The sequence below is a fragment of the Kosakonia sp. PSU_27 genome, assembly GCF_039409795.1.
Taxonomy (GTDB): Bacteria; Pseudomonadota; Gammaproteobacteria; order Enterobacterales; family Enterobacteriaceae; genus Kosakonia.
Genome location: NZ_JBCIVK010000003.1, coordinates 336,452 through 351,024, shown reverse-complemented (window position 1 = coordinate 351,024; position 14,573 = coordinate 336,452). Strand labels below are relative to the sequence as shown.

The following is a 14,573-nucleotide window of genomic DNA, read 5'->3' as shown; positions in this document are numbered from 1 at the left end:
GCAAGCCTACACTAAAACGCAAGCTTTGGCCGATGCGGGACATAAAAAAGGGGCCTTTCGGCCCCTTAATAATCACGGTTGTTAACTTAGAACTGGTAAACCAGGCCCAGAGCAACAACGTTGTCGGTGGAAATGCCAGCGGCTTTGGTGAAGTCGTTGTCGTCCAGCAGGTTGATTTTGTAATCAACATAGGTGGACATGTTTTTGTTGAAGTAGTAAGTCGCGCCAACATCGATGTATTTCAGGATATCCTGGTCACCGAAGTTAACCGTACCGGTGTTGTTGCTGACGTCCTTACCTTTAGATTGCAGGTAAGCGATGGACGGACGCAGACCGAAGTCAAACTGGTACTGGGCAACCACTTCGAAGTTCTGCGCTTTGTTGGCAAAACCGTATGCAGCGGAGCGAGGATTACCATTGGAATCACCAAAGCGGGTTGCGTTATAGGTCTGAGAGTACTGTGCCGCCAGGTAGATGTTGTTAGCGTCGTATTTCAGGCCGCCGCTGTACACTTCCGCGTGATCGCCCTGACCATACAGTGCGTCATTGCCGAGCGCGTTCTGATCAGCAGTACGTTTGGATGAGGACATCGCACCACCCACGCTGAAGCCTGCGCCCAGATCGTAAGTCAGAGACGCACCATAGCCGTCGCCGTTCTGGTTCAGCAAGCTGCGGCCGTTGGTGTTCTCACCGCTCACGCTACCGTTTTTACCCTGGTATTGCAGAGCAAAATTCAGACCATCAACCAGACCGAAGAAGTCGGTGTTACGGTAGGTTGCTACGCCGTTAGCACGGGACTGCATGAAGTTATCGGCACCGTAGGTATCGCCACCGAATTCAGGCAAAACGTCGGTCCAGGAGGTAACATCGTAAATAACGCCGTAGTTACGACCGTAGTCGAAAGAACCTGCATCAGCAACGCGGATACCGGCGAAGGCCAGACGAGTCCATGCCTGATCGCTTGCACCTTCTTCGCTGTTCGCCTGAACGTTGTATTCCCACTGGCCGTAGCCGGTTACCTGATCGTTAACCTGCGTTTCGCCTTTGAAGCCAAAACGGACATAGCTCTTATCACCATCAGAACCGTTGTCGTCAGAGAAATAGTGCAGACCATCTACTTTGCCGTACAGATCTAATTTGTTGCCATCTTTGTTGTAAACTTCAGCCGCATTTGCTGCGCCTGCTACCAGCAGAGCCGGTACCAGGAGGGACAGAACTTTAACTTTCATTTTATTAACCCTCTGTTATATGCATTTTTATTGCCACTGCTTGCCGATTAACCCTCTAATCAGCTGGCAAAATCATTGTGCTTAAAATAGAAAAATAATCCAACGAGAATATGATACGAAAACTTTGAAGATGTTTCATACGTAATGATAGATGTTTCATTTTGTAAATTTGAGGGAACTTTTTTTCGCACAAATAGCTAAACAAATGCGCACAAATAATCAAAAACTAATAAAAAATCATTTAAAAACAAAATAATAAACAAAACACAAATCATAGCACTGAATGCAAAACCATAATCTTCAATCGCAACTAAAATAACTGACGCTATCATCATTAACTTTATTTATTACCGTCATTCGAATCTGAATGTCTGTTTACCCCTCTTATAACCGGATGCGTCGCATTCGGTTTTTTTTTACCTTTCCTTACGCAACTTGAATAATTATTTAGATATAATAACGATTTGTAACGACTATTAATTAATCAATTACCATGCCAGATATTTCTCATTGACGCATTCACGAAATTAATGGTTTGTTATTTATCGCGTTCTTTTTGCAACCAAACGGTAAATATATGTACAATTTTTCCTGGCTGTACATATTTGCCACTGCGTTTAGTCAATATGCCTATCCCCATGTTTTCGAGACTGAAACGGGAAAGAGAGTCTGGAAATTCACTCATTAACCGATATACTGCCTGCTGTACACTGCTCTGCAACACAACATCTACACGTTCGCCGCATGTTACAGGCGGTTATTACGGCATGGCAGCAACATTGTCTCAGCGAGCGCTGAGTATTTACAGCAGTGTTGTCATAACGGGTTCCACACAAGAATGAGTCGATCGGACACAATGATCCCTGGCAAATTTTCCCTGATACCGGGCAACATCACCCGTTACTTTCTTTTGTTGATTATCGTCCTGTTGGTGACAATGGGGGTGATGATCCAAAGTGCGGTCAACGCCTGGTTAAAAGATAAAAGCTATCAGATTGTCGATATCACCCACGCTATTCACAAGCGTATCGATACCTGGCGCTACGCTACCTGGCAAATCTACGACAACATTGCTGCGGCGCCTGCCGCTACGTCTGGTGAAGGTCTGCAAGAAACGCGCTTAAAGCAAGATGTTTACTACCTGGAAAAACCACGGCGTAAAACAGAAGCGTTGATTTTTGGTTCCCATGACAGTTCTACGCTGGAGATGACGCAGCGGATCTCAACGTACCTCGATACGCTCTGGGGCGCGGAAACCGTGCCATGGTCGATGTACTACCTCAACGGCCAGGATAACAGCATGATCCTGGTGTCGACGTTGCCGCTAAAGGATCTTTCTTCCGGTTTCAAAGACACCACGATCAGTAACATTGTCGATTCCCGCCGCGCAGAAATGCTGCAGCAGGCGAATGCCCTTGATGAACGCGAAAGCTTTTCATCTCTGCGCCATCTGGCCTGGCAAAACGGCCATTACTTCACGCTGCGTACGACATTCAACCAGCCGGGTCATCTGGCCACGGTAGTCGCATTCGATTTGCCGATTAATGATCTGATCCCACCCGGCATGACGCTGGATAGCTTCCGTCTCGATCCGGATACCACGCAGACCAACACTCGCGGCCAGGATAAAGAAACAACCGACAGCGTTGCCGTCAATTTTAACAGCTCTCGCATTGAGATCTCCTCAGCGTTGAACGGCACCGGGCTGCGTCTGGTCTGGCAGGTGCCATTCGGGACACTGCTGCTGGATACGCTGCAAAATATTCTTCTGCCGTTACTGCTGAATATCGGCCTGCTGGCGCTGGCATTGTTCGGTTACACCACTTTTCGCCAGATGCCAGGGCGTAAAGCCGACGGTCTGGCAACGCCTGGTGCAAGTAACGAACTGCGTGTGCTGCGTGCTTTTAATGAAGAGATCGTTTCACTGTTGCCGCTGGGGCTGTTGGTTCACGATCAGGAAGCGAACCGCACCGTCCTGAGCAATAAAATCGCCGATCACTTATTACCGCACCTGAATCTGCAAAATATTACGGCGATGGCCGATCAGCATCAGGGCGTGATTCAGGCCACCATTAATAACGAACTGTACGAAATTCGTCAGTTCCGCAGCCAGGTCGCTTCGCGTACGCAGATCTTTATTATTCGCGACCAGGACAGAGAAGTGCTGGTTAATAAAAAGCTCAAGCAGGCGCAACGGCTGTATGAGAAAAACCAGCAGGGCCGCGCCAGCTTTATGAGTAATCTTGCCGAGTCGCTGAAACAGCCGGTGAAATCGCTGGCCAGCGAAGCCGCAGCATTGCAGAGCCAGGAGGGCAATCTTGTCGCGGATCACGCCGACAGACTGGTACAACTGGTCGATGAAATCCAGCTGGCACATATGCTGGAGAGCGACAGCTGGAAAGGCTCGTCTACACTGTTCTCGATTCAGGATTTGATTGATGAAGTGGTGCCGGAAGTCCTGCCGGTTATCAAACGTAAGGGTCTGCAACTCTTAATTAATAACCCGCTTCCGGCCAATGAAGAGCGTCACGGCGACCGCGACGCACTGCGTCGGATCCTGTTGCTGCTCATCCAGTACGCGGTCACGACCACGCAGATGGGCAAAATCACGCTTGAAGTGAATGTGGACGAATCGGCGGAAGACCGCCTGACCTTCCGGATTCTCGATACCGGCGTGGGTGTGAACGCCAGTGAAATCGATAATCTGCATTTCCCGTTCCTTAACGATACGCAGGGTGACCAGTACGGAAAAGCGAACGCCCTCACCTTCTGGCTGTGCGATCAGCTGGCGCGTAAGCTTGGCGGGCATCTGAATATTAAAGCGCGTGAGGATCTGGGCACCCGCTACTCGCTGCATGTGAAGATGGCGGCTCGTCCGCAACAGGCTGAGAGCGAAGAAAAATTACTCGATGACGTGGTGGCGATGATTGATATTACCTCTAACGAAATCCGTAATATTGTGGTTCGCCAGCTGGAAAACTGGGGGGCAAGCTGTATTTCCCCGGATGAGCGGTTATCAAGTCAAGAATATGATCTCTTTTTGACAGATAATCCGTCTAATCTTACTGCCTCAGGCTTGCTTTTAAGCGATGATGAGGCAGGCGTGCGGAAAATTGGCCCAGGCCAATTGCGCGTGAACTTTAATATGAGCAATGCAATGCAGGGAGCAATATTGCAACTCATTGAAGAGCAACTGGCGCAGGAGGATGTACCGGAGTCGCCTTTGGGGGGTGACGAAAACGCCGAGCTCCACGCCAGCGGCTATTACGCGCTGTTTGTTGACACAGTACCCGATGATGTTAAGAGGTTGTATACTGAGTCGGCGTTGCGCGATTTCGCGGCGCTGGCGCAGACGGCACACCGCCTGAAAGGCGTGTTTGCCATGCTTAATCTGGTACCTGGTAAGCAGTTGTGCGAAACGCTGGAGCAATTAATTCGCGAGAGCGATGTTCCAGGCATAGAAAATTACATCAGCGACATTGACGCTTACGTCAAGAGCTTGCTGTAGCAAGGTAGCCTAATACATGAACAATATGAACGTAATTATTGCCGATGACCATCCGATTGTACTGTTCGGTATTCGCAAGTCACTCGAACAAATCGAATGGGTAAACGTTGTCGGTGAATTTGAAGACTCTACAGCGCTGATTAACAACCTGCCGAAACTTGAGGCAAACGTATTGATAACCGACCTGTCAATGCCGGGCGATAAATACGGCGATGGCATCACGCTTATCAAATACATTAAACGTCACTTCCCGACGCTGTCGATTATTGTGCTTACCATGAACAATAACCCGGCCATCCTGAGCGCAGTGCTGGATCTGGATATTGAAGGTATCGTGCTGAAACAAGGCGCGCCGACAGACCTGCCAAAAGCGCTGGCGGCACTGCAAAAAGGGAAGAAATTCACGCCGGAAAGCGTTTCGCGCCTGCTGGAAAAAATCAGCGCTGGCGGTTACGGCGACAAACGCCTGTCACCGAAAGAGAGCGAAGTGCTGCGCCTGTTTGCCGAAGGTTTCCTGGTAACGGAAATCGCCAAGAAGCTGAACCGCAGTATCAAAACCATCAGTAGCCAGAAAAAATCAGCAATGATGAAACTGGGTGTCGATAACGATATCGCACTGCTGAACTATCTCTCCTCCGTCACCCTGACGCAGACAGAAAAAGAGTAATCCTGCAACCCCGGCACCCGCCGGGGTTCTTTTTTATACCCGGCTGTTGCGTACCCGCGCGGCATACGCCGCCAGCGTTTGCTTGAGAATATCCAGCGTTACCGGCTTCGACAGACAGCTGTCCATACCCGATTCCAGACAGCGTTGCTTCTCTTCTGCCAGCGCGTTAGCCGTCACACCAATCACCGGCAGCGTCAGCCCTAACTGACGAATACGCTGTGTCAGGCGGTAACCGTCCATATTCGGCATGTTGACGTCGCTGAGCACAATATCGATAGGGTTTTTGCTCAGAACATTCAGCGCATCCACGCCATCATTGGCCGTTTTACACTGATATCCCAGCGATCCCAGCTGATCGGCCAGCAGGCGTCGGTTAATCGGATGATCATCTACTACCAGGATCATCATGTCATCGTTACGCACCGCTTCCCGGGTCTCGGCAGGAAGCGCGTTGCTCGCCTGCGGCTCGATAACCTGAACGCGGTAAATGCGCCCAAGCAGCGTCAGCAGGTCGTGTGGCGACGCCACGCTGTGCAACCATTCGCCCGGGGCTCGCTCAACGGGAATACCGATATGGCGACGGCAGAAAATAATGGCCGCGCGTCCGGTCCACGACGAGGAGAGTTCATCATCGGTGATTAACGTATCCTGGTTGCCCAGCGCGCGTCCGTCGTACTGCTTAACCTGAATACCGTTCCATTGCAGTAATGTCTGCAGATAACCCGACAGCCAGGCATTACGCACCGCCAGCCAGCAGCACGTATCCGCCAGGCCATCGACATCGGCGCGAACCGGTGCCACCGCACTGTAAAGCGGGATACGGATGGTGAACTGACTCCCCATGCCTGGCTCGGTATCAACGGAAATATCGCCATCCATCATGCTGATCAATTTTTCACAAATCGCCAGCCCCAGCCCGGTGCCCTGGAAGTTACGCTGTACGCCGGTTCCCACCTGGAAGAAGGGATCGAACAGACGCACCACTTCTTTACCCGGAATTCCCACGCCGGTATCACGTACGCGAATGCTGAGATAATCCGCATCGCGATGCACATGCAACACGATACAACCGATATCAGTAAACTTAATCGCGTTGCTGAGCAGGTTGGAAATCACCTGCTGTAAACGCATCGGATCGCCATTCAGCACCATCGGCACATCCGGTTCAATAAAGCAGTACAGCCCCAGCTGTTTGCGCACTACCAGCGGTAAATAGTTGGCGGTGATATGGCTCATCACTTCGCGCGGGGAAAACTCGCGCGGCTCGATTTTCAACTGTTCCGATTCAATTTTCGAGAAATCGAGAATATCGCTGATAATTTTCAGCAACAGACTCGATGAGTTGTTCATCGCGGTGACCAGCCTGTCGACCCCTTTCGGCAGCTCTTTCGTTTGCAGCAGATCGAGGTTACCGATAATACCGTACAGCGGCGTGCGCAACTCATGGCTGACTGTCGCAAGGAACATCGATTTCGACTGGCTCGCCTGCTCCGCCGCTTGCGCCATCTCCTGCAACGACTCTTCCATTTTCACGCGGGCGGAAACATCCACCAGCACGCAAATCGCCACGTTTTCATTGCGATAACGTGAATGAACAAAGCTAATTTGCAGATTGGTATTATTGCTGGTCAGCACATCAACGAAATTGACCTGCTGACCACAGATAATTTGCGTAAGCCGCTGCCTGTCTTCATGCGTCAGCATGTTCAGATAGTTGTGCGCCAGCTCGTTACTCAGGATGTTCGTCCCGTCCTGAGTACGTAAAATGCAGATCCCCACCGGCGCGGAGGCGACGATTTTGCGGTTGAACTGCTCATGCTCTTCCAGTCGCTGGGCATCATTTTCCGCCGGAATAAACATCCGCCGCTCATACATGCGCGCAAGCGTAAACAGCGCCACACCGACCAGCACATTCAGCAATACGGCGTTGAGGATCAGCATGCGAATGCGCTCCAGCACCATATCGACCGGTACGGAGTAAACCACGCTCAGCGATGACGGTGGCAGGCTCTTTTTCAGGATCAGTTCGCGAAAACCCGAGGTATAACCAAACCATGAACGTTCCTGCATCCAGCGCGGATCGACAACAATGCCGCTATCCTGGCCGGTAAGGGAAATCAGCGCATGGCCGTTGTCATCCAGAATGGTCACGCCCATCGGCAGGCTACCCGGCGTGAAAAAGTTCTCCATGCGAATGGACTGTTCCGTGCCCAGCAGCGCTTGCAGGCGGTTGCCGAGGTAAACCGGCGTCAGCGCATAGAAGTAACCGATCCCCGGACGCGGCCCCTGGCTCATCCAGTAGACGTTGTTGCTGCGCTCATCCTGCGGGGCGTTACGGTATTTAACGATGCGCTCATGCAGGCTTTTCAGCGTGTCGTCGCGTTCAACGGGGAGATCGCGCAGGCCGAAGTCGGCCATACAGAGATTGTCGCTGCCGATCAAAAACACGCGGTTGAGATCGTAAGCGGCGGAGAAATTGTCGCGCCAGTAGCGCATAAACCACGCCAGCGACTCCAGCGAGCCGCGCCAGGAGCTGCCCATGGCGGAGCAGTCAGAATCCGGGAACAGCGGTAAAAATGTCGGGACTTCGGTTTTGTCGTCGCGGTTGCGCGAGGTCAGAATACCGTTTTCTGCCGTCAGACGGTTTTCAGCGATGTACTTCAGCTCTTTCATCACGTCAGACGTGCGCTGGATGTAACGCTGCGCCTGATCGGAACTGAGGTTAAATTCCTGGCGAATTTCCGACTCTTTGTCATGCAAGGCGTTAACAATATAAAAGACAGAAAAAAAGGCAATCAACAGCCAAAGCAATAGCGCCAGCGCCCTGAACAGATAGCGGGAGACTTTCAGGGTACTGCGAAACGAGACGAGGTATTTCAACCTGGGGAAACTCCGCCACAAGGAAGTTAAAAAAGAGTGTGATTAAGGTAGCGATAAATCGCAAAGGCCGCAACGGCAATGAAAAAGGGCCGGAAACCGGCCCTTATAACGCATTACTCGGCGTCGTCGTCCGCCGCGTCATCGTCGGTATCGGTGTCAACTTCCGGCGCGATATCATCATCGCCTTCCGCTACGCTACCGTCGATGGAGTCTAACTCTTCATCATCTACCGGCTCAGCAACACGCTGCAGACCGACTACGTTTTCATCTTCCGCGGTGCGGATCAGAATAACGCCCTGGGTGTTACGCCCTACCACGCTGATTTCCGAGACGCGTGTACGCACCAGCGTACCGGCATCGGTGATCATCATGATCTGGTCGCAATCATCAACCTGCACCGCGCCGACCACTGCGCCATTACGCTCGGTGACTTTGATGGAGATAACGCCCTGAGTACCGCGCGATTTGGTCGGGTACTCGGTTTCCGCCGTACGTTTACCATAACCGTTCTGCGTTACCGTCAGGATTGCGCCTTCGCCACGCGGTACGATCAGCGAGACAACGCTGTCTTTTTCCGCAAGTTTGATGCCACGAACACCGGTCGCAGTACGACCCATTGCACGCACAGCACCTTCTTTAAAGCGCACCACTTTGCCCGCCGCAGAGAAGAGCATCACTTCATCGCTACCTGACGTCAGATCAACGCCAATCAGCTCATCGCCTTCGTTCAGATTGACGGCAATGATACCGGCAGAACGCGGACGGCTGAATTCGGTAAGCGCGGTTTTCTTCACGGTACCGCTGGCGGTCGCCATAAAGACGTTCACGCCCTCTTCGTATTCACGCACCGGCAGGATGGCGGTGATACGCTCGTTCGGCTCCAGCGGCAGCAGGTTGACGATCGGGCGACCACGCGCGCCACGGCTCGCTTCCGGCAACTGATAGACCTTCATCCAGTACAGACGTCCACGGCTGGAGAAGCAGAGGATGGTGTCATGGGTATTGGCCACCAGCAGGCGGTCAATAAAGTCTTCTTCTTTAATACGTGCAGCCGATTTACCTTTACCACCACGACGCTGGGCTTCGTAGTCGGTCAGCGGTTGATACTTCACATAGCCCTGGTGCGACAACGTGACCACAACATCTTCCTGATTGATCAGGTCTTCGATGTTGATATCAGCAGTGTTAGCGGTAATTTCGGTGCGACGCTCGTCGCCAAACTGTTCGCGAACCAGCTCAAGCTCTTCGCGGATCACTTCCATCAGGCGTTCAGCGCTGCCAAGGATATGCAGCAGCTCGGCAATCTGTTCCAGCAGCTCTTTATATTCGTCGAGCAGTTTTTCATGCTCAAGGCCGGTCAGTTTCTGCAAACGCAGATCCAGAATCGCCTGTGCCTGCTGTTCGGTCAGATAGTATTTACCATCGCGAATACCGAACTCCGGCTCCAGCCACTCCGGACGCGCCGCGTCATCGCCCGCACGTTCCAGCATGGCAGAGACATTGCCCAGATCCCACGGCTGCGCGATCAGGCCCGCTTTTGCTTCAGCAGGCGTCGGCGCGCGGCGTATCAGTTCAATGATCGGATCGATGTTCGCCAGCGCCACGGCCAGCGCTTCAAGGATATGCGCACGGTCACGGGCTTTACGCAGTTCGAAAATGGTACGACGCGTCACGACTTCACGGCGGTGGCGCACAAACGCGGCCAGAATTTCTTTCAGCGCCATGATCTTCGGTTGACCATGGTGCAACGCCACCATGTTGATACCGAAGGAAACCTGCAATTGCGTCTGGGAGTAGAGGTTGTTCAGCACCACTTCACCCACGGCGTCACGTTTGATTTCGATAACGATGCGCATACCGTCTTTATCGGACTCGTCACGCAGCGCGCTGATGCCTTCAACGCGTTTATCTTTCACCAGCTCGGCAATTTTCTCGATCAGGCGCGCTTTGTTCACCTGATACGGAATTTCATGCACGATGATAGTTTCGCGGCCGCTTTTCGCGTCGGTTTCCACTTCCGCGCGCGCGCGAATATAAATCTTGCCGCGACCGGTACGATAGGCTTCTTCGATGCCACGGCGACCGTTAATGATTGCCGCGGTCGGGAAATCCGGCCCCGGAATATGCACCATCAGCTCTTCAATGCTGATGTCTTCGTTATCAATATAAGCCAGGCAACCATTGATCACTTCCGTCAGGTTATGTGGCGGAATATTGGTTGCCATACCGACGGCAATACCCGAAGAACCGTTCACCAGCAGGTTCGGGATCTTGGTAGGCATCACATCAGGAATTTTTTCGGTGCCGTCGTAGTTATCGACGTAATCAACCGTCTCTTTTTCCAGATCGGCCATCAATTCATGGGCAATCTTCGCCAGGCGGATTTCCGTATAACGCATCGCCGCCGCGGAGTCGCCATCGATGGAACCGAAGTTCCCCTGACCATCGACCAGCATGTAACGCAGCGAGAACGGCTGCGCCATACGGACAATGGTGTCGTACACTGCGGAATCACCATGGGGATGGTACTTACCGATTACGTCACCAACGACACGGGCAGATTTTTTGTAGGCTTTATTCCAGTCATTGCCCAATACGTTCATGGCGTAAAGTACGCGACGGTGAACCGGTTTCAGGCCATCTCGGACATCCGGAAGCGCACGGCCAACAATGACCGACATCGCATAGTCCAGATAGGAGCTCTTCAGCTCTTCCTCGATGTTAACCGGTGTAATTTCTCTCGCAAGGTCGCTCATCTAACCGCTATCCCTCTACTGTATCCCGGATTCAAAGGTCGCAAATTATAACACAACCGCTTTGATACAGGTAAACCTATAACACCCGTGCAAAGGTTTATTCATCCCGTTGGCCTGATATACTCACGGGTCTTATTGATAGAGGAGTTATTGCGCCCATGAATGCCGAAAAAACGCCGGTCGCTCAAAACGTTGATCATGCTGAAATCGCCAAATTTGAGGCTGTCGCCTCGCGCTGGTGGGATAAAGAAGGTGAGTTTAAACCCCTGCACCGCATCAACCCGCTGCGTCTGGGTTATATCAGCGAACACGCTGCCGGTCTGTTCGGTAAGAAAGTGCTCGATGTCGGCTGCGGCGGCGGGATTCTGGCGGAAAGCATGGCGCAGGAAGGCGCGGATGTCACCGGGCTCGATATGGGCTTTGAACCGCTCCAGGTGGCGCGTTTGCATGCGCTGGAATCTGGCATTCAGGTCACTTATGTGCAGGAAACCGTAGAAGAACATGCGGCAAAACATGCACAGCAGTATGACGTCGTCACCTGCATGGAGATGCTGGAGCATGTTCCGGATCCACAGTCGGTGGTGAAAGCTTGTGCGCAACTGGTCAAACCCGGCGGTCATGTCTTCTTCTCTACTATTAACCGCAACGGCAAAGCCTGGTTGATGGCGGTAGTCGGCGCGGAATATGTGCTGCGCATGGTGCCGAAAGGCACGCACGACGTGAAGAAATTTATTAAGCCAGCGGAGCTCTTACATTGGATTGACGGCACCGTGTTACAGGAACGTCACATTACCGGGTTACATTACAACCCGTTGTTAAACCAGTTTACGTTAGGGCCGGGTGTGGATGTGAACTATATGTTACATACAACGGCAAAAAATGACTAAGGTCATCAGATAAAGTGATAGAAGATTGCGCAGCATCAAGTTGCGCAATTGCCTTTCCCGATGAAGAAATCAGCACTCGATCAAAAATTCATTTTTTTTTGCGAAATATTGACATCGCCGCCAGGCCTTACGATACGAGGACTTAGCGATTATCACCCTTTCGCAACCTCAATTTAACCTCAAAATCAACTCTTGTACTGAAAAGAATCCTTACTAGAATACTCACCATATAGCGTTTCTCTTATCGCAAACCCCCTATATGTAGTATTTATCCACAGAGTTAATCACAGCAACGAATTGTGGATAAATGGGGGGATATTTTCTATTTCACGGACAGGTAATCACATGAATCAGAGTCTGCTGGTGACAAAGCGTGATGGTGGCACTGAGCGCATCAATCTCGACAAAATTCATCGAGTACTGGATTGGGCGGCAGAGGGGCTAAGTAACGTATCTATCTCTCAGGTTGAACTGCGCTCACACATTCAGTTCTACGACGGTATCAAAACGTCCGATATCCACGAGACCATCATTAAGGCCGCCGCGGATCTGATTTCCCGCGATGCGCCGGACTACCAGTACCTGGCCGCACGCCTGGCCATTTTCCACCTGCGTAAAAAAGCCTACGGCCAGTTCGAGCCGCCTGCGCTGTTTGACCACGTGAAGAAAATGATTGAGCTTGGCAAATACGATCATCATCTGCTGGAAGACTACACGGAAGAAGAGTTCAAGCAGATGGACGGTTTTATCGACCACTGGCGCGATATGAACTTCTCCTACGCGGCGGTGAAGCAGCTGGAAGGTAAATACCTGGTGCAGAACCGCGTGACCGGCGAGATCTACGAGAGCGCGCAGTTCCTGTATATCCTGGTTGCCGCGTGCCTGTTCTCCAACTATCCGCGTGAAACCCGTCTGGACTACGTGAAGCGCTTCTACGATGCCGTTTCCACGTTCAAAATTTCGCTGCCGACGCCGATCATGTCCGGCGTGCGTACGCCGACCCGTCAGTTCAGCTCCTGCGTACTGATCGAGTGCGGTGACAGCCTGGACTCCATCAATGCCACTTCCAGCGCGATTGTGAAATACGTTTCCCAGCGCGCCGGTATCGGTATCAACGCCGGCCGCATTCGTGCGCTGGGTAGCCCGATCCGCGGTGGTGAAGCGTTCCACACCGGTTGTATCCCGTTCTACAAACACTTCCAGACGGCAGTGAAATCCTGCTCGCAGGGCGGTGTACGCGGCGGCGCGGCAACCCTGTTCTACCCGATGTGGCATCTGGAAGTCGAAAGCCTGCTGGTACTGAAAAACAACCGTGGCGTGGAAGGTAACCGCGTGCGTCACATGGACTACGGCGTACAGATCAACAAACTGATGTACACCCGTCTGCTGAAAGGTGAAGAGATCACCCTGTTCAGCCCGTCCGACGTGCCGGGTCTGTACGATGCGTTCTTCGCCGATCAGGACGAGTTCGAACGCCTGTACACCAAATATGAAAAAGACGACAGCATCCGCAAACAGCGCATCAAAGCGGTGGAGCTATTCTCTCTGATGATGCAGGAACGCGCGTCTACGGGCCGTATCTACATTCAGAACGTCGATCACTGCAACACCCACAGCCCGTTTGACCCGGTGGTTGCCCCGGTACGCCAGTCCAACCTGTGCCTGGAAATCGCCCTGCCGACCAAGCCGCTGGATGATGTGAACGACGAAAACGGTGAAATCGCGCTCTGTACGCTCTCTGCGTTTAACCTCGGCGCGATTAAAAACCTCGACGAGCTGGAAGAGCTGGCCACGCTTGCGGTGCGTGCGCTTGATGCCCTGCTGGATTATCAGGATTACCCGATTCCGGCCGCTAAACGTGGCGCGATGGGCCGCCGTACGCTGGGTATTGGCGTCATCAACTTTGCTTACTGGCTGGCGAAGAACGGCAAACGTTACTCGGACGGCAGCGCGAACAACCTGACGCATCAGACTTTCGAAGCCATTCAGTACTGGCTGCTGAAAGCCTCTAACGAGCTGGCGAAAGAGCAAGGCGCGTGCCCGTGGTTCAACGAAACCACCTACTCGAAGGGTATTTTGCCGATCGATACCTACAAGAAAGATCTCGACGGTATTACCAACGAGCCGCTGCATTACGACTGGGAAGCGTTGCGTGAATCGATCAAAACGCACGGCCTGCGTAACTCCACGCTCTCCGCGCTGATGCCGTCTGAAACGTCGTCGCAGATCTCCAACGCCACCAACGGCATTGAACCGCCGCGCGGCCATGTGAGCATCAAAGCGTCGAAAGATGGCATCCTGCGTCAGGTAGTGCCGGATTATGAAAAACTGAGTAATGCCTACGAGCTGCTGTGGGAAATGCCGAATAACGACGGCTACCTGCAACTGGTCGGCATCATGCAGAAATTTATCGATCAGTCGATTTCGGCGAACACCAACTACGACCCGTCACGCTTCCCGTCGGGCAAAGTGCCGATGCAACAATTGTTGAAAGACTTGCTGACCGCCTACAAATTTGGTGTGAAAACGCTGTACTATCAAAACACCCGCGATGGCGCGGAAGATGCGCAGGATGACCTGGCACCTTCCATCCAGGACGATGGCTGCGAAAGCGGCGCATGTAAGATCTAACTAAGGGGCGGGGAA

At 52.3% G+C, this 14,573-nt stretch carries 7 protein-coding genes; 4 read left to right on the top strand and 3 right to left on the bottom strand.

Annotated features, from left to right (window positions below):
- Positions 1-86 precede the first annotated feature (86 nt).
- A complete protein-coding gene (locus AAIG26_RS08590; protein WP_160269392.1) occupies positions 87-1,229 on the bottom strand; it encodes a porin OmpC in 1,143 nt (380 codons plus the stop codon).
- 838 nt (positions 1,230-2,067) lie between these two features.
- On the opposite strand from AAIG26_RS08590, the gene rcsD reads away from it, so the two are divergent.
- The gene (gene rcsD, locus AAIG26_RS08585; protein ID WP_313626362.1) at positions 2,068-4,737 is read left to right on the top strand and encodes a phosphotransferase RcsD; all 2,670 of its coding nucleotides are present in this window, start codon (positions 2,068-2,070) and stop codon (positions 4,735-4,737) included.
- Between the two features lie 16 nt (positions 4,738-4,753).
- Complete coding sequence (gene rcsB / locus AAIG26_RS08580) at positions 4,754-5,404, top strand: response regulator transcription factor RcsB (protein WP_017458563.1); 651 nt, start codon at positions 4,754-4,756, stop codon at positions 5,402-5,404.
- A gap of 33 nt (positions 5,405-5,437) precedes the next feature.
- On the opposite strand, the gene rcsC is transcribed toward rcsB, so the two are convergent.
- Positions 5,438-8,284, bottom strand: coding sequence for a two-component system sensor histidine kinase RcsC (rcsC, locus tag AAIG26_RS08575; protein WP_343180462.1), 2,847 nt, complete (start codon positions 8,282-8,284; stop codon positions 5,438-5,440).
- A gap of 113 nt (positions 8,285-8,397) precedes the next feature.
- A complete protein-coding gene (gyrA, locus tag AAIG26_RS08570) occupies positions 8,398-11,040 on the bottom strand; it encodes a DNA topoisomerase (ATP-hydrolyzing) subunit A (RefSeq protein ID WP_020454500.1) in 2,643 nt (880 codons plus the stop codon).
- A gap of 158 nt (positions 11,041-11,198) precedes the next feature.
- Between gyrA and ubiG the strand changes: the two genes are divergently transcribed.
- On the top strand, positions 11,199-11,927 hold the full coding sequence (ubiG, locus tag AAIG26_RS08565) for a bifunctional 2-polyprenyl-6-hydroxyphenol methylase/3-demethylubiquinol 3-O-methyltransferase UbiG (RefSeq protein WP_343180461.1): 729 nt from the start codon (positions 11,199-11,201) through the stop codon (positions 11,925-11,927).
- 345 nt (positions 11,928-12,272) lie between these two features.
- The gene (gene nrdA / locus AAIG26_RS08560) at positions 12,273-14,558 is read left to right on the top strand and encodes a class 1a ribonucleoside-diphosphate reductase subunit alpha (RefSeq protein ID WP_020454502.1); all 2,286 of its coding nucleotides are present in this window, start codon (positions 12,273-12,275) and stop codon (positions 14,556-14,558) included.
- The last annotated feature ends 15 nt before the right edge of the window (positions 14,559-14,573 follow it).